Annotated in this window: 22 protein-coding genes, 1 other RNA gene and 1 pseudogene; 9 read left to right on the forward strand and 15 right to left on the reverse strand. The window is 40.8% G+C overall.

All coding sequences use genetic code 11. From position 1 onward, the window contains the following. Positions 1-100: 100 nt before the first annotated feature. The 4 genes from HYI04_RS10045 to HYI04_RS10060 all read right to left on the reverse strand — a co-directional run bounded on the left by HYI04_RS10045 (position 101) and on the right by HYI04_RS10060 (position 1,937). Positions 101-676: an integrase arm-type DNA-binding domain-containing protein gene (locus tag HYI04_RS10045; protein WP_010326325.1), complete on the reverse strand. Its 576-nt coding sequence runs from the start codon at positions 674-676 to the stop codon at positions 101-103. Positions 677-815: 139 nt separating this feature from the next. After that, positions 816-999: non-coding RNA, 6S RNA (gene ssrS, locus HYI04_RS10050), on the reverse strand. A 99-nt stretch (positions 1,000-1,098) separates the two neighbouring features. Continuing rightward, positions 1,099-1,383, reverse strand: a complete 285-nt coding sequence (locus HYI04_RS10055) for a cell division protein ZapA (RefSeq protein ID WP_004694243.1) — start codon at positions 1,381-1,383, stop codon at positions 1,099-1,101. A gap of 2 nt (positions 1,384-1,385) precedes the next feature. Next, entirely contained in the window at positions 1,386-1,937 is a 552-nt protein-coding gene (locus HYI04_RS10060; RefSeq protein WP_010326327.1) for a hypothetical protein, read from the reverse strand. A 64-nt stretch (positions 1,938-2,001) separates the two neighbouring features. On the opposite strand from HYI04_RS10060, the gene HYI04_RS10065 reads away from it, so the two are divergent. The 7 genes from HYI04_RS10065 (at position 2,002) to HYI04_RS10095 (ending at position 9,053) form a co-directional block, all read left to right on the forward strand. Further along, entirely contained in the window at positions 2,002-2,634 is a 633-nt protein-coding gene (locus tag HYI04_RS10065; RefSeq protein ID WP_010326328.1) for a UPF0149 family protein, read from the forward strand. 80 nt (positions 2,635-2,714) lie between these two features. Continuing rightward, positions 2,715-4,037, forward strand: a complete 1,323-nt coding sequence (pepP, locus tag HYI04_RS10070; protein WP_010326329.1) for a Xaa-Pro aminopeptidase — start codon at positions 2,715-2,717, stop codon at positions 4,035-4,037. A 355-nt stretch (positions 4,038-4,392) separates the two neighbouring features. After that, positions 4,393-5,319 (forward strand): phosphotransferase family protein, encoded by a 927-nt coding sequence (locus tag HYI04_RS10075; RefSeq protein WP_010326330.1) that lies wholly within the window; start codon positions 4,393-4,395, stop codon positions 5,317-5,319. Between the two features lie 92 nt (positions 5,320-5,411). Continuing rightward, positions 5,412-5,801, forward strand: a complete 390-nt coding sequence (locus HYI04_RS10080; protein ID WP_010326331.1) for a tautomerase family protein — start codon at positions 5,412-5,414, stop codon at positions 5,799-5,801. Between the two features lie 375 nt (positions 5,802-6,176). Then, positions 6,177-7,385 carry a 2-octaprenyl-6-methoxyphenyl hydroxylase gene (gene ubiH / locus HYI04_RS10085; RefSeq protein WP_010326332.1) on the forward strand — a complete coding sequence of 403 codons (1,209 nt, stop codon included), beginning with the start codon at positions 6,177-6,179 and terminating at the stop codon, positions 7,383-7,385. Continuing rightward, entirely contained in the window at positions 7,382-8,626 is a 1,245-nt protein-coding gene (locus tag HYI04_RS10090; RefSeq protein WP_010326333.1) for an FAD-dependent monooxygenase, read from the forward strand. Before ubiH ends, HYI04_RS10090 begins: the two co-directional genes overlap by 4 nt. Before the next feature lie 175 nt (positions 8,627-8,801). Next, the gene (locus HYI04_RS10095) at positions 8,802-9,053 is read left to right on the forward strand and encodes a hypothetical protein (RefSeq protein ID WP_010326334.1); all 252 of its coding nucleotides are present in this window, start codon (positions 8,802-8,804) and stop codon (positions 9,051-9,053) included. Between the two features lie 129 nt (positions 9,054-9,182). On the opposite strand, the gene HYI04_RS10100 is transcribed toward HYI04_RS10095, so the two are convergent. From HYI04_RS10100 to HYI04_RS10120, 5 genes are all read right to left on the reverse strand, one after another. After that, positions 9,183-9,839 carry a DUF2238 domain-containing protein gene (locus HYI04_RS10100; RefSeq protein ID WP_010326335.1) on the reverse strand — a complete coding sequence of 219 codons (657 nt, stop codon included), beginning with the start codon at positions 9,837-9,839 and terminating at the stop codon, positions 9,183-9,185. 97 nt (positions 9,840-9,936) lie between these two features. Next, the gene (purB, locus tag HYI04_RS10105; RefSeq protein ID WP_010326336.1) at positions 9,937-11,325 is read right to left on the reverse strand and encodes an adenylosuccinate lyase; all 1,389 of its coding nucleotides are present in this window, start codon (positions 11,323-11,325) and stop codon (positions 9,937-9,939) included. A 57-nt stretch (positions 11,326-11,382) separates the two neighbouring features. Further along, positions 11,383-12,114: a high frequency lysogenization protein HflD gene (hflD, locus tag HYI04_RS10110; RefSeq protein WP_010326337.1), complete on the reverse strand. Its 732-nt coding sequence runs from the start codon at positions 12,112-12,114 to the stop codon at positions 11,383-11,385. 13 nt (positions 12,115-12,127) lie between these two features. Then, positions 12,128-13,261 carry a tRNA 2-thiouridine(34) synthase MnmA gene (mnmA, locus tag HYI04_RS10115; protein WP_010326338.1) on the reverse strand — a complete coding sequence of 378 codons (1,134 nt, stop codon included), beginning with the start codon at positions 13,259-13,261 and terminating at the stop codon, positions 12,128-12,130. Between the two features lie 4 nt (positions 13,262-13,265). After that, entirely contained in the window at positions 13,266-13,751 is a 486-nt protein-coding gene (locus tag HYI04_RS10120) for an NUDIX hydrolase (RefSeq protein WP_010326339.1), read from the reverse strand. Positions 13,752-13,895: 144 nt separating this feature from the next. Between HYI04_RS10120 and HYI04_RS10125 the strand changes: the two are divergent. Continuing rightward, positions 13,896-14,078: pseudogene (locus HYI04_RS10125) on the forward strand (LysR substrate-binding domain-containing protein); the annotation flags it as partial. A gap of 78 nt (positions 14,079-14,156) precedes the next feature. On the opposite strand, the gene HYI04_RS10130 reads toward HYI04_RS10125, so the two are convergent. The 6 genes from HYI04_RS10130 to HYI04_RS16940 all read right to left on the reverse strand — a co-directional run bounded on the left by HYI04_RS10130 (position 14,157) and on the right by HYI04_RS16940 (position 17,839). Continuing rightward, positions 14,157-14,693 carry a gamma carbonic anhydrase family protein gene (locus HYI04_RS10130; protein WP_010326341.1) on the reverse strand — a complete coding sequence of 179 codons (537 nt, stop codon included), beginning with the start codon at positions 14,691-14,693 and terminating at the stop codon, positions 14,157-14,159. Between the two features lie 95 nt (positions 14,694-14,788). Next, on the reverse strand, positions 14,789-15,937 hold the full coding sequence (dacC, locus tag HYI04_RS10135; RefSeq protein ID WP_010326342.1) for a D-alanyl-D-alanine carboxypeptidase PBP5/6: 1,149 nt from the start codon (positions 15,935-15,937) through the stop codon (positions 14,789-14,791). Positions 15,938-16,054: 117 nt separating this feature from the next. Continuing rightward, positions 16,055-16,441 (reverse strand): MCR_0457 family protein, encoded by a 387-nt coding sequence (locus HYI04_RS10140; protein ID WP_010326343.1) that lies wholly within the window; start codon positions 16,439-16,441, stop codon positions 16,055-16,057. A gap of 192 nt (positions 16,442-16,633) precedes the next feature. Beyond that, entirely contained in the window at positions 16,634-17,008 is a 375-nt protein-coding gene (locus HYI04_RS10145) for an MCR_0457 family protein (RefSeq protein ID WP_010326344.1), read from the reverse strand. Positions 17,009-17,329: 321 nt separating this feature from the next. Further along, complete coding sequence (locus HYI04_RS16935) at positions 17,330-17,605, reverse strand: hypothetical protein (protein WP_224466827.1); 276 nt, start codon at positions 17,603-17,605, stop codon at positions 17,330-17,332. A gap of 27 nt (positions 17,606-17,632) precedes the next feature. Further along, the gene (locus tag HYI04_RS16940; protein WP_228127597.1) at positions 17,633-17,839 is read right to left on the reverse strand and encodes a MerR family transcriptional regulator; all 207 of its coding nucleotides are present in this window, start codon (positions 17,837-17,839) and stop codon (positions 17,633-17,635) included. A 358-nt stretch (positions 17,840-18,197) separates the two neighbouring features. Here HYI04_RS16940 and HYI04_RS10155 point away from each other — a divergent pair, with 358 nt between their 5' ends. Then, on the forward strand, positions 18,198-18,962 hold the full coding sequence (locus HYI04_RS10155; protein ID WP_010326345.1) for a membrane protein: 765 nt from the start codon (positions 18,198-18,200) through the stop codon (positions 18,960-18,962). Positions 18,963-19,140: the final 178 nt, after the last annotated feature.

Genomic DNA, 19,140 nt, shown 5'->3' on the forward strand with positions numbered 1-19,140 from the left:
CTCGATTTATTAATGCACTGTTATAAGAAGACCAATTGGTTGTATGATAGATTTTAGGTGTGGGCTTATTCATTTGAGAATTATATTGTGGAATAAGCCTTTAGAGATAGGTTTGTGCAACAAAGCCCTTTTCAACTACCATTTCCATGGTTATATCTGTAATTTTTAAATGATGCCAATCTTTTAAATACAGATTCATATCTCTGTCATATACAGCGACTGTATTGGGTTTTAGCTCTGATTTAGATTCAATATAGTGTTTATGAGCATTTAACACAGTCGGAATTTGCCGATGATTATGACGTTCCTGAGAAGCTTTTTGACGTAGCTGTTCTTTTTTGTCATTAGGGTTTATCCCTTGGGACATCTCTAGAAGGTACTCGGTAGCTTTTTGCCTTGCTGTTTCAGGTGTATAAAGACCATGATCACCGATGGTTACACGACAAGGAGCGCCACTTGGCATCTTTTTCTCAACGGTATATACCAGAGAATGGCGAGTGGCCCTGATAGCAAAGCCAATAAGTTTAAGGTCACGAAAGAAGATTTGTTTACCCGTGGGAATATCAAAACAATATGATTTTGATTCTTTTAATGAATCTTCCGCGTTTGGATCTGACAGTTGTTTAATCAGGTTTTTAACAAACGAGAGGGTAATAATTACTTTCTTATTAGACATTTTCATTTCCTAACAGCACTAGCTGAATTAGTGATTAGATCTTTGGTATACATGGAGTATACAAAGGGCTAGAAAATGAAAATTAATTTGATAGAGAATTTAGAAATTTTGTTCATGATTATTAAAAAACAATCACTTAAAGTACTCCGAAGATGCCGCTGCATGTGTCGTTACCCTGAACCCGATGAGTTCAAGGTGGACGCGACGTATACTTGCTGGGTTTCCCACATGAAAGTGGGCATACACTCTAAATATACAGAACACATCCATAAGTTTAAGTATCGGCAGGGGAATAGACCCGCTGGCGAACACCTCAGAGTTGCCTTAAGTATAACGAATCTCACGCTGATGGCAACTCATACACCGCTACGAACTGTAAACAACTGGAGTAAGTGTTGATACTTTATTCAATTCAGTCGAGTTTAAACAAGTTCCGCAACGTCATCGATAATATTTGCCAGTAATCGTTCTGCGTGTGCATACTCTTGCAGTGTTTTATTCATCGACAATACTTCTTGCATTAACTCTAGTGCCACCATAATGATAATTTTACTGGGTTCTACCCGTGGCGCTTTACGGCGAAACTCATCATATTTATCATTTAAAAGCAGAGCTGCACGTTCAAGGTCGGCTTTTTCTTTTTCCGTTGTGACTAAACGAAAGCTATGACCTAAGACACGTAATTCAACGGTAATTGGTTCGCTCATGATTAAACTTCCTCGCCAGCTTCAGTAGGGTGGGCAAGTTGTTGAATTTCTTGCGCGTGATGATCTTGCTCTGTGCCTAAAACAGCCAAACGTTGGATGATGGCTTCGACTTTAGCTTTGGCATGCTCATTTTTTTGTAACAATCTTTCACGTTCTTGCTGAAGTGCTTGGATTTCTTGCTGAGCTTGCCGCTGATCATTGTTCATTTTTTCTTTAATTGCACGTAATTCATTACGTTCAGCCAAGATTTCCTGAAAGCGATTTTTTAAATCCGTACAACTTTTTTCCAAACGACTATAACGATCGGCCAAAGCAGTCGCATCAGTGTTTAAGTGTTGATATTGGGTCTGAGCGCTGCTTAATTGCTCAGTTAAATCATCAATTTGTTCTTGCTTCTGGGTAATTAAGCCATTTTTTTGCACAACTTGAGAACGGTGCTGTTCTTCAGCATCCAGTTTAGCTGCATTTAAAGTGCTATTTTCACTTTCAAAATGAGCAAGTCGCGTTTTTAAAACGCCAATATGCGCCTGTAGACGCTGTAATTCTTCTAACATATCGTGGTCGCACAGTGCTGCAAACAAAGGTAATATATAAGAAGTATAGAGATTGGATAAACGAATGCAAGACGATATTTCAGGTTGGTCAGAATGGCAGCCAAATTTTTCTAAAATTGAAGAGATTTCTAGCCCAAGTGAGTTACATGGTTTACTCACGGGTATCATTTGTGTAACTCAGGCACCGAGCCGTGAAGAGTGGCAACACATCCTCACGACTTTGGAAATTCCTGAGTTAAGCGAAGAAGCTTTGGCTTTGTTAGCCGATGAAGCAGAAGATGTCGCACATGCACTTTCTGACGATGAATTGGACTATTTACCGTTACTTCCCGATGACACTCATACGCTAGCAGATCGTGTACAAGCTTTGGCGGATTGGTGCGCAGGCGTAGTGCTGGGCTTTGGTTTGGCGTCGGGTCATATTCGCCCAGATGAAATGGAACTTATCGAACATTTACAAGATGTGGCGGCAGTTGAGTTTGAAGAAACTGATGATGATGAAGAGGGTGAAGAGAGCTATCAAGAGTTATACGAGTTTGTACGTTTAATTCCTGTGAGCTTATCTGTAGGCCGCAAAAAGATTGCAGTTGATGAAAGTTCGCTGCTTAAACACTTTCATAACAAGCAAAAAATTGATCGTTCTGTAACAGAAGCGAACAATGTTGTAGAAATGTTTACGCCGCATCGCCCAAGCTGATTGGCATAAGACTTGCTGCGCGTACATGATAGGGTGCGCGTGGCATTTTTATTCTTTGGTATAAAAAAGACAGATCAAACATGAAACTAACGCAAGTGGATTTTCAGGAACGCCGTGACCGTTTAGCTGCACAAATGGGTCCGAACAGTATTGCCATTATCGCAACCAGTCCAGTGGCGATGCGTAATCGTGATGCAGACTATAAATACCGTACCGATAGCAGCTTCTTTTATCTGACTGGTTTTGCTGAGCCCGAAGCCGTAGCGGTTATTGAAACCTTTGCCGAAGACGATGAAGACGGGTACAGCTACAGTTTGTTCTGCCGTGAACGTGACCGCGAGATGGAAATCTGGAATGGTTACCGCGCAGGTGTGGATGGTGCGGTAGACGACTATGAAGCTGACGAAGCGTATGCGATAGATTTGTTAGATGAAGAAATCATTGAAAAACTCTTAAGCAAAGAAAAATTATTTTATCGTATTGGGCAACAGCCCGAATTTGATGCGCGTGTAGCAAAATGGATCACGACGGCCAATGGTGAGTCACGTCGTGGGACTGCTGCACCTGCACAAGTGATACAGCTCGATCGTATTTTAGATGAAATGCGTTTGTTTAAGTCAGAACAAGAAATTGCATTGATGCAAACAGCTTCAGATATTTCCGCACAAGCGCATACTCGTGCCATGCAAACTGTTAAGCCAGGCATGATGGAATATGCTCTAGAAGCTGAGCTGAATTATGTATTTGGTCAAAATGGCTGTGTACCGTCGTATAACAGCATTGTCGGTGGTGGTGAAAACGCTTGCATTTTGCACTATGTAGAGAATAACAAAGAGCTAAAAGATGGCGATTTGGTGCTGATCGACGCAGCGTGTGAATATGAATATTATGCTTCAGACATCACCCGTACTTTCCCCGTCAATGGAAAGTTCAGCCCTGAGCAAAAAGCTCTTTATAATGTAATTCTCGATGCACAACTTGCTGCAATTGACGCAGTGCGTGTAGGCAACTCGTATAAAGAACCACATAATGTTGCTGTGCGCATTCTAGTCCAAGGCCTACTTGATCTGGGGATTATGCAAGGTGATATTGAAGAGATTATCCAAAAGGAAAGTTTCCGTCAGTTTTATATGCATGGTACAGGACATTGGCTCGGTATGGATGTGCATGATGTTGGTTCATATAAGCAAGAAGGTGTGTGGCGTACCTATGAAGAAGGCATGGTGGTGACGGTTGAACCAGGCTTGTATATTGCACCTGATGATGAAACGGTTGATGTGAAATGGCGTGGCATTGGTATTCGTATTGAAGATGACATCGTAGCAACCAAAAACGGTCCACTGAATTTGACTGCGAAAGTGGTGAAGTCGGTAGAAGAGATTGAAGCGTTAATGGCGCGATAAATATAATTTACTGTATAAAAGCCGATCATGAGATCGGCTTTTATTTTTTATAAGGTGTTTATGGAGTTGTTAAATAGACAAGTAGAATAGTGTTCTTGCATAAGTCGTTTTTTGAACTGTATTGAAATCACAATGAAAGTTCCCTTTCCTTTTCAAAGGAGAGGGCTAGGGAGAGGATTTATATGAAGAATCATCCCTCATCCTGACGTTCTCACCAAGAGAAAGTGACATTCAACACTCATTATATTGCCAATAAATGATCGTTTTTTTGACTTTTGCAATAGTTCTAATATTTATAAATAAAAAATTTTAGTTATTTCATCATCATTTTTATTAACAACAGAAATTAGACAGCATGAAAGATTTATCTGATTTAAAGCATAGAATTCAGGCAAAGACGTTAGATTTAGTTACACAGAGAAATGGGGTTTCAGTGTATCAAGGGCAATCCTTTCAAGGAGAAGTCTTTATCAAAATAGCAAATAATCAAACGGCTAATGATCGTTACTGTGAAATCTTAGAAGCTCTCAAAGAATTTCCACTAACGCCAAATGTATTAAATAAGTTTGAATGGGAAGGTTCTTCTATCCTTGTCATGAGTGCCATACAAGGTACTCAAGTCGATCAAGCATTAAAGAATTGTACGCGGGTACAGAAAATCTCTTTGCTTTGGAATGTAGGACGAGCTTTGGGCGAACTTCATCGTGCGCTTCCACAAACGCGCATATTGAATATGAGGTTCTGGCAAGATCGAGACGGCTTATCAACACATTGGGTATTGTGGAAGCAACAATTAGAATTGATGATCTCAAAATGGATGTCTCGTATAAATCCATTGTCATCTGATTATCATGAGTTTTGTGACCAATTGAATGAGTTACGAAAATACGCTAAAGCGATATGTGAGCCGACACAGCTTCATTTACTGCATTGTGACTATATTGGTCGAAATATCCTTGCAGACAGTGAAAATCGGATTTCGGGTATTATAGACTTTGACGCTGCTCGTATTGGAGATGCGGTTTATGATTTAGCCAAAATTATTTGGGTGGATATAGATTTCTCTGATTTAGAATTACGGAATGCTTTTTTAGAAGGTTGGGAGTGTACATATAAGCAGACAGTGCCTAAAATGAAATTTCTATTCTATGTGGGTATTCAATGTCTTGCCGCAATCGCTTGGACAGATAAAAATCCTTCCGCTGATGGGACAAATCCTCTTTTTCGTGCTTCCGCAATTCGGACGCTGAGAATTGCATTAAAGGAATTAGAGATACTTTGATTAGATTCTAAGACTCTTGTTTCGAATAAGCACTATTATGTTAAATAGGGGAGAAACTAAGCTAAAATTAGGATTTTAATTTAGAGAAAGTAATGTCTCAGATAAAAATTTATGCTTTAAATGAAACAATAGAATTACATCGTGATAATTTAAGTAAAGCTATCCATCAGGCTTTAGTTAAAGAATTAAAATACCCTGAAGAGAAAAGGTTTCAACGTTTTATCGCACTAGAATCCAAGAATTTTGTATATCCAGTAGATCGCAGTAAATCTTATATAATTATTGAAATTTCTATGTTCGATGGACGAACAAAAGAGACTAAAAAAGCATTTATTAGGTCTCTATTCGAAAATATAAACAATCTATGCGGTATTGATTCAAATGATGTTGAGATAACTATATTTGAAACTCCTAAAGAAAACTGGGGCATTAGAGGGAGAAATGCGGATGAACTACAGTTGAATTATAAGGTAAATGTTTAAATTTGCTAAAAATAACATAATACACCTTATTAGTAATCCTTTAAATTACATTTTAAATTCAATTGCTTATGTTTTATTGAAGAGCTCAATCTGAAGTGGTTGGGCTTTTTTATGTATTATTCATTTTTCATGATCATTATTTGTTTAAAGTTGCACATTTCTTATAAGTCTGTTTAAACAGTGTCCTGAAGAAGTTTTGAGGGAACTTTAAAAGACTGTCTTTTCAGAAATCATGACATGACACTTTACGGTGAAAGTACGTAAAAACATCCATTTCATTATAAAAAAGAAAATCTTTGATGTAATATAAATCCATTAAAACTTATAGGTATTTGAAGTTTTTGACTTTAGGTACGCCATAAAAAGGATAGAAGCATGCAACAAGAAGTCATCATAGTCGGTGGTGGTATGGTCGGACTCAGTCTGGCGTTGATGTTAGCCAAACAAAACATTGCGGTGAAGCTTTTAGAGGCGATCAAATACCCAAATTATGATGATGTAAACCTTGCACCATACCACTCTAGCTTTGATGCAAGAAACAGCGCCTTGTCACGTCGGACAGTTCAAATTTACCAAGAACTGGGTTTGTGGAGCGCTTTACAAGAACATGCAACACCTATTTTAGAAGTGAATATCACCGAACAAGGTAGCTTTGGGAAGGCGCGACTCAAAGCAGAACAAGAAAAAGTCGAAAGCTTCGGACAGGTCATAGAAAACGCATGGCTCGGTCGTGTACTACTGACGGAAGTTCAGAAGAAACCATTCATTGAACTGATTGATGGTGTACAAGTCACCCAACTGACCCAAGATGCTGATATGGCCTACATAGAAGCGAGTCGTGGAGAAGAACAACTGTCATTGCAAGCAAAACTTGTCATTGCCGCAGATGGACGTGATTCATTCTGCCGTAAAGCCTTAGGAATAGGTGCTTCGGAGCATGACTATGATCAAGTCGCTATTGTGACCACGGTACAAACTTCAAAACCGCATAACCATGTGGGTTTTGAGCGTTTTAGTAGCTTAGGGCCATTGGCACTGTTGCCGCTTCCAGGTGAATACCGTCGCTCCGTGGTTTGGCCTGTGAAAAAAGGTACTGAAGGTGAATGGTTGGGCGATGAAAATGACCAACATTTCTTAGATGCCTTACAAGACACTTATGGCGACCGTGCAGGAAAGTTTCAAAAAACAGGTAAGCGTTTTAGCTTTCCATTATCACAAGTACTAGCAGAAAAGCAGGCCGTAGGACGAGTGGTCTTAATGGGCAATGCTGCGCATACCATTCACCCCGTTGCGGGGCAAGGTTTTAACTTGTGTATGCGAGATGCGCACGTCTTAGTACGTTATTTAACGGAGCAAATTGCGCAAAATGCCGACTTGGGCGATGCCGTAATGCTGCAAGCCTATGAGGCTTCACGTTTGACCGATCAACAACGCGTAATTAAGTTCTGTGATTCGGTGGTACGAGGCTTTAGCAATAGCAATCCAATCTTAAAGTTTATTCGGAATACTGGTCTGGTCGCATTTGATACGATTCCAGGCATTAAACCACTCGTTGCCAACTATGCCATGGGGCTAAAAGCATGAGTCATGTTCAAACTGATGTTTTAGATGTGGTGATTATTGGCGGTGGTTTGGTTGGTGGACTGACCGCCTTGCTTTTGGCACAAGGCGGTGTGCAAGCTACCGTATTGGATGCTGCACCTATTTTAGATGAGCACAAGACCTTAAGTGTTGCAAACCCACGTGTCTTGGCACTCAGTCAAGCGACGATACACCTACTTAAAACCGTTGATGTTTGGGATAAAATTGCCCGCCAGATGCCGTATAGTGGCATGCAGGTGTGGAATAAAAATGGCTATGGTGAAATTAACTTTGGTCATGCGTCCAAGCAGGAACCACATGGCGAACAAGCCCTCGGTTCTATGGTTGAGCCAAGTTTGCTTAATTTAGCGATTCAACAGCAGATGCTTGCTGTACTCAACGATTACCGCACCCAAGTTAAAGTTACGCGTGTCGAAGAAGGTGTTGGGCTATGGTATATCCATTTGGCCGATGGTACGGTGTTGAAAACCAAACTGGTGATTGGTGCAGATGGTGCAAACTCTTTTGTACGGGAACAAGCGTTTATCGATATCGATGTGCTGGACTACAAACAGGCTGGTTTAAGCTGTGCCATTCGCACTGCACAGCCTCATCAACACGTTGCACGTCAGATTTTTTTAGAAACGGGGCCTTTGGCATTTTTACCAATGGCGAGTTTAAAACCAGAGCAAGCAGGGCATTGGCAGTCTATCGTATGGACGCTCCCCGATGATTATGCAGAAGAATATGCTGCACTTTCAGATGCTGAATTTACCCAGCTGTTAACGCGAGAAAGTCATCATATGTTAGGCGAAGTGTTGGAAGCAACACCGCGTGCCACTTTCCCACTCAAAGCACGTGCTGCACAGCAATATGTTAAAGCGGGCTTGGCTTTAATTGGTGATGCGGCTCATGTGATTCATCCCTTAGCAGGACAGGGGGTGAATATTGGTTGTCTTGATGCGGCTGTACTGTGTGATGTATTACTACATGATCTAGCACGTGGCGTGTGGGCACATGAGCAAACACTGAAGCGTTATGAACACCGCCGTAAAGGACAAAATGATGCCATGATGCATAGTATGTCTGCCATCGGTTGGATGGAAACCACACAACTCTTTCCTGTGGTATGGGCGCGAAACTTTGGTTTGAAACAGGTTGAAAAATTGCCTGTATTAAAAGATGCTTTTATGGCACAGGCCAATGGTTTAGGGTTGCTCAAAGAGACGCGTTATGCTGTGTAAGAAAGGAAGTGTTATTTTTTAGCCAGTCGTAAAATAAGATTACGATTTTGATTAAAAAAGATACGATTTTCCGTTGAATAAGACTATGCGAAAGGCTGAGAGCTTGTTAAATTTCAACATAATTGGAAACCAGTAATTCATGGGAACCTAAAATGTCATTTGTGGGGAGATTAAGATGACTGATTCAAATGATTATGATGATGTAGAAGACTCAACAGTCGACGAAGACGAAGCTCAAGCAGCGGAAAAAGGCGCATCAGATTCTTCTGATAATGCTGCAAGTGATGGTGATGTTGCCGAAGCTGAAACACTTACGGTGACTGCAAAATTAAAACAACGCCAAGCACTTGAAGACGAAGTTGCGGCATTCCTTGCTCGCGGTGGCCGAATTACTGAAGTGCCAACAGATGAGTCTGCGAAAGACTAAGAGAGTTAAAAACACCACGCCTGACGTGGTGTTTTTTTGTTTTTTAAAACTGATGTACAAATCACTTGCGCTTGAATGAGTCCTGTATCGTCGTTAATTGTTGTGCTAGACGAATCGTAGGCAAAATGATTACTTTTTCAATAGACAGGCTATGCCTGTGATGATTGCACCAACTGTGGCTAAAAGCATGTCTTGGTGTGCGTCCCAAATATCACCTTGTTGCCCATTGTAGTTTTCAGCATCTTCAGGCGATAAGCCCATCGCAATAAACCATTCAATCCATTCGTAAATGAGGCTACTTGCCATCACAAATTGAATGACCAGCAAGAATAGGGTGAGTTTAGAAAGTTGAGGCAGCCACACTTGAAACAGACGGTAGAAAAACGGGTAGAGCAGCAGACCATATGCTAAATGTACAAAGCGATCATACATATTCCGCGTCCAACCTAAACTTTGGTTGAGGTCGAGGTTTAAATATTGAATTGACCATTCATTATAGGGTACATAAGAATATAGATAATGCGCACCGAGTATATGAATCAGCAAAAATCCAATATAAAGCATAAAACTGATTAAGCTGAGCCCCATTTTATAAAGACAAATGATCAGCGTCACCAACATGAATACGGTTCCGACCTGATGCAAAATATAAGAGCTGAGTTCAAGGGGGTGGATCGATGCGAAAGCAATGGCGACAGCGAGTACAATGAGCGCAATCCAATGCGGCTTTTTCAGTTGATAGTCAATGTGAGCTTTCGTTGTTTTACTTTTCAGGATTGTCATCATTTTTATTGGTTTTTCAATTATGCGTATAGGAGATTCTTGTTTGAATTATAGATAAAAAAGCGAAGCCTAAGCTCCGCTTTTTTTCAATTTCTAAAAATTAGATTTTAGAAATTAAGTCAGCAACTTGTTTTGCTTGTTCAGCTGCGTTACCTGTATAGGTTGCAGGTGTCATTTCCGCTAAACGTGCGCGGTCAGCAGCAGGGACAGCTTCAAGTTCATTACCATTGACGAAGTCAACCATCATGTCACGTGTCATGGCTTGACCACGAGTTAATGCTTTTAGTTTTTCATATGGTTTTTCAACGTTGTAACGACGCATTACCGTTTGAATTGGTTCAGCTAGAACTTCTTGCGCATTGTTCAAGTCTTCATCAATACGTGCAGCATTCAGTTCAAGTTTACCAATACCTTTTAAACAGGCTTCAAAAGCGATCAAGCTTTGTGCAAAACCAACACCCATGTTACGTAGTACAGTTGAGTCCGTTAGGTCACGCTGCCAGCGAGAAATTGGAAGTTTTTCGCCAAGGTGCGCCAGTACAGCATTGGCTAAGCCTAAGTTGCCTTCTGAGTTTTCGAAGTCAATAGGGTTTACTTTGTGTGGCATCGTTGAAGAACCCACTTCACCATCTTTGAGTTTTTGCTTGAAGAAACCAAGCGAGATATAACCCCAAACGTCACGGTTAAAGTCGATCAAAATCGTATTGAAACGACGTAAAGCATCAAACAGTTCTGCCATATAGTCATGCGGCTCAATTTGAGTGGTGTATGGGTTAAAGCTTAGGCCTAAAGACTCAACGAATGCTTGTGAGTGTGCAGGCCAGTTGATGTCTGGGTAAGCAGAAAGGTGAGCATTATAGTTACCTACCGCACCGTTAATTTTGCCTAAAAGCTCAACTTGTTTGAACTGTTTAATTTGGCGCGCAAGACGATAAGCTACGTTTGCCATTTCTTTACCCAAAGTGGTTGGGCTTGCCGTCTGACCATGTGTACGAGATAACATAGGTTGGTCAGCATGCTTTTCAGACAATGCCACCATTGAGTCAATGATTTGCTGCATAGATGCAACCAATACATCACGACCACTTTTCAGCATTAATGCATGCGACAAGTTGTTGATGTCTTCAGACGTACATGCAAAGTGAATGAATTCACCCGCATTTTTAAGCTCTTCGATGCCTTCAATTTTTTCTTTCAGGAAGTACTCAACCGCTTTGACGTCATGGTTTGTAGTACGTTCGATGTCTTTAATACGGTTGGCGTCGTTTTCAGAAAAGTCAGCAACAATTGCATCAAGTGCAGCATTGGTCGCAGCACTGAAAGCAGGCACTTCAGTGATTTCTGGACGGTTTGCAAGCGCTTGTAACCAACGCACTTCAACAGTCACACGAGCATGGATTAAACCAAACTCAGAGAGGAAAGGACGAAGCGCATCACATTTGCTAGCGTAGCGTCCATCTAATGGAGAAAGTGCGGTTAAAGCGTTCATAGCGATTCCTTAAACTTTGGAATTAAACGTAAAACTAAAAAGCCCGTCGATCATGTGTTAAATCACCTGATACTGTAAACGAGCGAGATCTTGAATATCTTTAAGCAATTTGCGTTTGCTAAACACCATGCCCCATGAACTTCCACCGAGCTGACGCCATAAATGTGCCATTTGTAAGCCAGTGAAGAGGGAAGCTCGAATGCGGTTGGTATGCGATGAATCTTTAAATGCTTCTGCATTACCTCGCACCATAATGCGTGGGTTAATTTGTCCTGCGGTGTCGACGTAGGTTTGTGCGAGGTTGGCAATGATGCTTGGATGTAAATAGTTATTATCGAAAAAAGAAAGCTGTCTTAAGATTTTTTGTTGGGACTGTTCAATAATTTCAACGAATTTGGGGTTGCTATACACTTTCTTTTCGAGTTGTAAGAGCGCCATGGCATAAGTAATGGGAAGTTTAGCAGTGGATAATTTGGGAATTCGAGTTTTGGGTGAGGTATTAAAGGGTTGGGTAATGCTACTTTCTAAGGTTTTTAGTCCTAAGGAGATGTCCGCCAGCTGATGAAAGAAGTCTAAAGTTTGTCCGCTTTGGTTGCCCTTTGGTCGGATATTTAAACTGGCTTTAATCAACTGCTCTAAATAGAAGTTACCGCTTTCCCCAATACTTTGCTGACCGCTCAAGGCGGTCATATGCGTCAGTTGCGCGGACTGAAAAACAGCCGCCAACGCTAAAGCTCGGTTTTGGCGTTCGTTCAAAGTTTGAGGCTGTTGAAACGGTAACTCAGCCATGTCTTAAAATCCTTTAAATAAAATCAGGTTTAGGAGCATTGGTATGATGAATCACGCCACCGCCTAAACAAACTTCACCTGAGTAGAATACGACACTCTGACCCGGCGTCACGGCACGTTGGGGTTCATCGAACTCAACACGTACGCCACCTTGGGTAGTCGGATCATTAAAGATCACACAATCTTGGTCATCTTGGCGATAGCGCGTCCGTGAGGTACAACGGAAACCTGTTTCAGGAATCTGCATTTCACCTGCGACCCAGTCAATCGTTTCACTCCAAAGCGCAGTGCTTTGCATCAGTGGATGTTCATGACCTTGACCAATCACCAAACGGTTGTTTTCAATATCTTTATGTAGAACGAACCATGCGCCTTCAGCTACACCTTTCAAACCACCAATACCAATACCACCGCGTTGACCGAGCGTATAGTACATTAAGCCGTGATGTTCACCAACCTCTTTGCCATCATCTAAGACGATTTTTCCAGCTTGTGCAGGTAAGTATTGTTTTAAGAAGTCATTAAAACGACGTTCACCAATAAAACAGATGCCCGTTGAGTCTTTTTTCTTCGCTGTGACTAAGTCGTATTGTTCCGCAATTTTACGTACTTCAGGCTTTTCAATTTCCCCTACAGGGAACAACGTCTTATTAATTTCACGGCCATGCACAGCATGTAAGAAATAGGTCTGGTCTTTGTTTTTATCTAAACCACGCAGTAAAGGTGCGTATTCCTCACCTTTAGAGTTGGTCATAGTTTCGCCGCGACGTGCATAGTGACCAGTCGCAATAAAGTCTGCGCCCAGTTGCATAGCATGATCTAAGAACGCACGGAATTTGATTTCTTTATTACATAAAATATCTGGGTTTGGAGTACGGCCTGCAGCATATTCCGCTAAGAAATGCTCAAATACACGATCCCAATATTCCATAGCAAAGTTGGCGGTGTGTAGTTTAATCCCTAGTTTGTCACAGACGGCTTGAGCATCGGCTAAGTCTTCCATCGCCGTGCAGTATTCCGTGCCGTCGTCTTCTTCCCAGTTCTTCATGAAAAGACCTTCAACTTGATAACCTTGTTGAAGAAGAAGAGCAGCAGAAACAGATGAATCTACACCACCCGACATACCGACGATGACACGTTGTTGCATAGGACTAGGCATCCAAACTTGAAATAAGGGGAGAATTTTGGTGCTCATAAACGAGCGATAAAGGATATTTTTGCCCCGCGAGTGCGTCTTGAACCGCTTTAATCACCAATGGACTACGTGCACGAGCCGTTTCGAGCAGCTCATCTAAAGTCATCCATACTGCACCCACGATACCTGTATCGAGTTCGGCCGTTGGATTGTGATGAAGTGACTGCGCTAAAAAGCAGAAACGATAATACGTGCGATCTGGAAACATAGGTGGTGTATAGGTATAAATGCCCAATAACGCATCTATAGACACTTCATGTCCAGTTTCTTCCATAGTTTCACGAATGGCAGCTTCGATGAGTGTTTCACCTGATTCAACATGGCCTGCAGGTTGGTTAAATACAGTGTGTGTCACACCCGCAGTATGCTCTTCTACAAATAGAAATTTTCCGTCTTTTTCAACAACAGTTGCGACGGTGACGTGAGCTGTCCAAGCGGTCATGTAAAAGCACCATGGGGTAAAAGGAGTATTCTACAAAATTTAGGCGGTGGTGGCTATGTTATGGATATAAAATTAGTAGCTTAGTTCCACGCTTTTGGTATCTTCTTCATCCGCTAGGCTATACAGGTATTGTGGTAGGCGTGGATTGCCAAGTTACCAGAGCTGATTATTCATAATGATTTAAAAGAAGGCCGTTTGGTCAAAGTGATTCCAAACTGGGAGCCAAAACCCGAACTGATTCATCTGGCTTATACCTCTCGACGTGGTTTATTACCATCGGTAAAAGCACTAATTGATTTTTTAGTGACTGAGTTTGAGAAGTATTAATCCGCAGATTCAGCATTTTTGAAGGTGATGCTTGTTATTTGATCTGATATGAAAAGGGGAGCAAAATGCTCCCAATGATCATGGCTCTAAATAATGTCCCGATACTTTGACATAGTTTTGTGCTGAATATGGTAAGAATGCTAATTCTGTTTCTGTCAGAAGGCGAACTTTTTTGGCAGGACTACCGACATATAAATAGCCACTTTCAAGCACTTTACCTGGGGGAACCAGTGTTCCTGCACCAATCATAACATCGTCAGGAATGATGACATCGTCCAAAACAATGCTATTGATACCAATCAAAACACGGTTGCCGATGGTACAGCCATGTAAGGTGACATGGTGACCAATGGTGACATCTTCACCAATGATTAAAGGCGAGCCATTTGGTTTGTCCGCTTTTTTATGACTAACATGCAGCATTGCATGGTCTTGTACATTCGAGTTTTTACCAATCCGAATATGGTTTACATCACCCCGAATTACGGCAAAAGGCCATACAGAAACATTTTCAGCCAAGATGACATCACCAATCACTACCGACATTTCATCGATATAGCAGTTGTTGCCAAGCTGTGGCGTGCTGTTCAAATAAGGGCGAATATTTTTAGCCATGTTGGTGTTCTGCTTTTATGTAGGTGTCCATTATAAAATAAAAAAGCACCCAGACCGAGGTGTGGATGCTTTAACTTAAGTCTAAATGTTGCTGCTTAGAATAAGTTTGAGAAGAATTGTTTGATGTGGTCAAGCATACGTGCAAAGAAACCTGCTTCTTCAACATCTTTTAGCGCCACAAGTGGTTTTTCAGCAATCACTTTACCATCAAGGCTTGCTACATATTTACCAACCACTTGTCCTTTTTTCAACGGTGCAGTCAGTTTTGGTTGAACCACCAGTTGTGTTTTGATTGCGTTGGCCTGGCCTTTCGGCATCGTTACGTTGAAGGTTTCAGCTAAACCAATTTGTACGTCATTTTCTTTACCAAACCATACTTTTGATTTTGCTAAAACTTGGTTCGCAGCTTGAACATTTTTGGTTTCAAAGTTTGCATAACCCCACGCTAAAATTTCACGTGTTTGCGTTGCGCGTTCTTGAATGCTTGGCGCACCAAAAATCACAGAAATCAAACGCATTGGGCCACGTTTAGCCGAAGTTGTTAAGCAATAACCCGCTTCGTCAGTATGACCAGTTTTTAAACCATCGACACTTGGGTCAGTATAAAGCAGGGCATTACGGTTGCCTTGTTTGATACCGTTAAAGGTAAATTCTTTTTCAGAATAAATCGGATAATATTTTGAACTGTCGTGAATGATGTGCTGTGCAAGCGTTGCCATGTCTTTAGCGGTCGAGTAGTGACCTTCAGCAGGCATGCCTGTTGAGTTCATGAAGCTGGTATTGGTCATGCCGATACGTTTTGCTTCAGTGTTCATCATGTGAACGAAAGTGCCTTCGTTCCCAGCAATGTGCTCAGCCATAGCTTTAGATGCATCATTACCCGATTGAATGATAATGCCGCGTAACATCTCTAATGCAGTCGCAGTACCATTTAATGGCACATACATACATGATTCTGAACTACTACCACGACACCAAGCAGACTCGTTCATCCGAACTTTTTCATCTTCGGTTAGCTCACCCGCCAACAACTTTTGCTCAATAATGAAACTCGTCATCATTTTTGTCATTGATGCTGGTGCTAATTTTTCATTTTCATTTTTAGATGCGAGGATTTGCCCAGTCTCATAATCCATCAGCACATATGATTTATTATTTAGTTCTGGTGGTGAGGATAAGACAGTTGCTGCAAATGAAATGCTTGGTACGAGTAATGCCGCAGCAAGGGCGCTTTTTTGAATCATTCTAAGGGGTTCCGATTTCTTTAGTATAAGCACGAGAGCTTTGCATTTTAGGACAAAGTTCTGCCGACTTCTACGGTAGAAATCGGCTTATTTCAAAGATATTGTAACCAATTGGTATTATTTGCTGTAAGTGCTCAATTCTTTACAAATTTCTTGGTTTTTTGCTTTGCCTGCTTTTTTCGCATCGGATTGAGCTTCGGCTAAAATAGGCTTGAATTTTTTCTCTTTGCTAAGGCTTTTAAGGTATTCAGTCGGATTTTTCTGTTGCGGTAGATACTCTTTAGCCAAAGCGTTGTAGCCATTTTCAAACTGACTCTGGTCTGAAACGAGACTTGGACAAACTTCTGATAGGACATAAATTGCAGCCAACTCTTGCTGCGTCACTTGTTGCAGTGGAGTCACTTCAATATTTTCGTCTTTATTGGCCGCATGAGCCGAACCGATGGCAATCAAAGAAGAACCACAAACTGCCAAAATCACTTTTTTCATTACATTTAAATTCATTCTAAACCCTAAGTGCATACATGTTGTTGCCATAATAGGATGAGCTTAAACAAATTTTAAGTAAATGTAAGCGCAAAAATGTATAGAAGCTGTTGAAGTCGCTTCATTGTTTTTACATTTTTCCGTCCAATAAAAAAAGGATGAATAACCCCATTATTCATCCTTTTTTGCGATATAGATGTAGAACTTGAATTAACCTTCAAAGTTTACAACGTCATCACATACTGACTTTTGTTCTGCTTTGTCAGTACCCTTTGCATCTGTACGAGCTTCTTTCAGAATCGACTGGTATTCGCTGTCTGACTGTAATTTTGCATAGGTCATCGACTTATCTGAGTAGTCTTGTAAATAGGTTTGAATTAAAGTTTGAATGTTGCTTTCAATTTTAGGGCCTTGACCCACCAAAGCAGGGCAAAATTCGGTCATGACTTGCGCTGCTGCAATATCTTCTTTCACGATGGTGTTGGCTTCTTCTGTGCTTAATCCCTCTAGTGCAAAAGCAGATTGAGAAATCATGATAGCCATGCCTAATCCGAAGAAATTACGTAATGTTAAGCTTTTAATCATTTCTAAAATCACATATTTATGGTGGATGCGGAGACTCAATATATATATTTTCAGTTAGAATTCAATGAAAAGTTCTGACCAGTCATTTTTTAATAAAGTTTTTTGTTTTGGACCTTTTAATCGCCAATGATCATCCTAACGACTTCTAATCTTCTGTTTTGGCGGTCTTTAGGATGAGCTGCTTGTTGGTGCAGGAATCATATTTAGGGATAAAAAATACTGACGATAGGTAAGCAGTGAATCCACAATAGCCCTTAGATGAGAGCTACTGAGTCTTGAGTTTGATAGTCACCATGTTCAAGATTGGAGAGCTAAAAAGCACTATAAGCTTCGAATAGCTGTAATTTCATCTTGTGTCATGTCGAGTGACTCTAAGAATTTTTGATGCTCCTCAGGTTCCATCTCTTCAAATTTTTGATGCCACTTCATCATATCTTCTTTTGATAAACCTGCTGCGATCATAATCTCTACCCATTTAGCTTTATTCACGAACTTTTCCTTTAATAAAATGGACTTTTTCAATAACTCAATGATGGCTTTTTGATGAGCTCTTAAGTTATTGATCTCTTGTTCCAATGCCCGAAAATGATTTTCCAAGATCTGCCCTTGGGATATGCTAAGTGGTTATAAAAGAAAACGAATATCTGAAATGGATAGTCCGTAAGAACGGTAGGAGATGATGCTTTTAAGACGCTCAATTTCACTTTCACCGTACCACCGGTATCCATTTTCAGCGATTAAGCTTGGTTTTAATAAACCCTGTTGCTCATAATAGAGAATAGTCGTTCTGGATAAACCGAGTTTTTTCGCTAAGCGAGATACAGTAAGCATAGTTTCCATCATTCGTTCATTGTTCCATTAAGCTAAACCCTTTACTTATAGACGGGTCAATCAGGTAAATTCAAAAATATCGCAAATTAAATTGATGCGAACAGAACATTTGTCATGACTTATTTTACAGCTGTCTTTACGCGTAGCGAGCGACAACATGAGCTTAGCTGTTTAACGCAACTCAGCTTGGTTTCATGGTCAATATACGATTTATAAAGCGAATGAAAAGTCTATAGATGTTGTGGTGTTGAAAGCCATAAACAGCCTCTATGGGCGAGGTCTTTGAAATTTAAGATTGGTTTCAGTTGTGAGCACTATTATTCAGCATAGACAAAAGAATAAGGTTTGGGTACGTATCATGACTGAGGAAAAAACACTGCATGAGTTGTTGAGCAAGGTGCCTGAAGTCACTTTGTTGTTTTGGATCATTAAAATTGCGGCAACAACACTGGGTGAAACAGCGGGGGATGCCTTATCCATGTCGCTTAATCTGGGATATATCGTAAGTACGGGCATCTTCGCCATTATTTTTGCAATATTCGTTGCGGCACAGATTAAGGCCAAAAAATATAATGCATTTTTTTATTGGTCTACAATTATTGCAACAACAACTCTAGGGACAACTATAGCGGACTATGTTGATCGTACCTTAGGACTGGGCTATTTAGGTGGCAGCTTAATCTTATTCGGCTTACTTATTTTATCTTTATTGGCGTGGTACTACAGCAGCGGGTCAATTGCGGTACAAAGTATTCAATCTTCCAAAAGTGAAGCGTTTTATTGGCTGACCATCATGTTTTCCCAAACATTGGGCACAGCGCTAGGGGATTGGACAGCAGATACACAAGGGCTGGGCTATACCAGTGCAGCACTTATCTTTGGCGGTTTACTTTTATTGCTGACCATGCTTTATATGTGGACCAAAATCTCTAGAACTTTCTTATTTGGGGCTGCATTTGTACTCACGCGACCATTAGGTGCCGTACTGGGGGATTTCCTAGATAAGCCCATTAGTCACGGAGGGTTGGATCTGAGTCGATTTGGCGCATCCTTTGTTCTATGTGCTTTTATCGTCTTTTGTTTGGTGGCTTTTAAACCCAAAGCAGCAGCGATTGCTCACTAAAAAAGCTCTTAGCTTTAACACCTGATCAATGCATGATGATCCATACAAAAACCGCTATTCTTCATTGTGTTTTTTAGTGCAGAACATTTTTAAATTTTATGATCTGAATAGAGAGAGCTTTCATTTGAGGGCTATTTCAAGTTTTAGTCATAGACCTGTCATTTTATAGCTAGAAACT

The sequence above is a fragment of the Acinetobacter sp. SwsAc2 genome, assembly GCF_013391465.1.
Taxonomy (GTDB): Bacteria; Pseudomonadota; Gammaproteobacteria; order Pseudomonadales; family Moraxellaceae; genus Acinetobacter; species Acinetobacter johnsonii.

Excerpts from the sequence above, each read along its gene's own strand:
- HYI04_RS10155 (WP_010326345.1), top strand. The coding sequence starts at position 18,198 with ATGACTGAGGAAAAAACACTGCATGAGTTGTTGAGCAAGGTGCCTGAA.
- HYI04_RS10075 (WP_010326330.1), top strand. The coding sequence starts at position 4,393 with ATGAAAGATTTATCTGATTTAAAGCATAGAATTCAGGCAAAGACGTTA.
- HYI04_RS10100 (WP_010326335.1), bottom strand. The coding sequence starts at position 9,839 with ATGATGACAATCCTGAAAAGTAAAACAACGAAAGCTCACATTGACTAT.
- HYI04_RS10055 (WP_004694243.1), bottom strand. The coding sequence starts at position 1,383 with ATGAGCGAACCAATTACCGTTGAATTACGTGTCTTAGGTCATAGCTTT.
- HYI04_RS10065 (WP_010326328.1), top strand. The coding sequence starts at position 2,002 with ATGCAAGACGATATTTCAGGTTGGTCAGAATGGCAGCCAAATTTTTCT.
- HYI04_RS10045 (WP_010326325.1), bottom strand. The coding sequence starts at position 676 with ATGTCTAATAAGAAAGTAATTATTACCCTCTCGTTTGTTAAAAACCTG.
- purB (WP_010326336.1), bottom strand. The coding sequence starts at position 11,325 with ATGAACGCTTTAACCGCACTTTCTCCATTAGATGGACGCTACGCTAGC.
- HYI04_RS10090 (WP_010326333.1), top strand. The coding sequence starts at position 7,382 with ATGAGTCATGTTCAAACTGATGTTTTAGATGTGGTGATTATTGGCGGT.
- HYI04_RS16940 (WP_228127597.1), bottom strand. The coding sequence starts at position 17,839 with ATGCTTACTGTATCTCGCTTAGCGAAAAAACTCGGTTTATCCAGAACG.
- HYI04_RS10140 (WP_010326343.1), bottom strand. The coding sequence starts at position 16,441 with ATGAATTTAAATGTAATGAAAAAAGTGATTTTGGCAGTTTGTGGTTCT.
- pepP (WP_010326329.1), top strand. The coding sequence starts at position 2,715 with ATGAAACTAACGCAAGTGGATTTTCAGGAACGCCGTGACCGTTTAGCT.
- dacC (WP_010326342.1), bottom strand. The coding sequence starts at position 15,937 with ATGATTCAAAAAAGCGCCCTTGCTGCGGCATTACTCGTACCAAGCATT.
- ubiH (WP_010326332.1), top strand. The coding sequence starts at position 6,177 with ATGCAACAAGAAGTCATCATAGTCGGTGGTGGTATGGTCGGACTCAGT.
- HYI04_RS10130 (WP_010326341.1), bottom strand. The coding sequence starts at position 14,693 with ATGGCTAAAAATATTCGCCCTTATTTGAACAGCACGCCACAGCTTGGC.
- mnmA (WP_010326338.1), bottom strand. The coding sequence starts at position 13,261 with ATGCAACAACGTGTCATCGTCGGTATGTCGGGTGGTGTAGATTCATCT.
- HYI04_RS10145 (WP_010326344.1), bottom strand. The coding sequence starts at position 17,008 with ATGATTAAAAGCTTAACATTACGTAATTTCTTCGGATTAGGCATGGCT.
- HYI04_RS10060 (WP_010326327.1), bottom strand. The coding sequence starts at position 1,937 with ATGTTAGAAGAATTACAGCGTCTACAGGCGCATATTGGCGTTTTAAAA.
- hflD (WP_010326337.1), bottom strand. The coding sequence starts at position 12,114 with ATGGCTGAGTTACCGTTTCAACAGCCTCAAACTTTGAACGAACGCCAA.
- HYI04_RS10095 (WP_010326334.1), top strand. The coding sequence starts at position 8,802 with ATGACTGATTCAAATGATTATGATGATGTAGAAGACTCAACAGTCGAC.
- HYI04_RS10120 (WP_010326339.1), bottom strand. The coding sequence starts at position 13,751 with ATGACCGCTTGGACAGCTCACGTCACCGTCGCAACTGTTGTTGAAAAA.
- HYI04_RS10080 (WP_010326331.1), top strand. The coding sequence starts at position 5,412 with ATGTCTCAGATAAAAATTTATGCTTTAAATGAAACAATAGAATTACAT.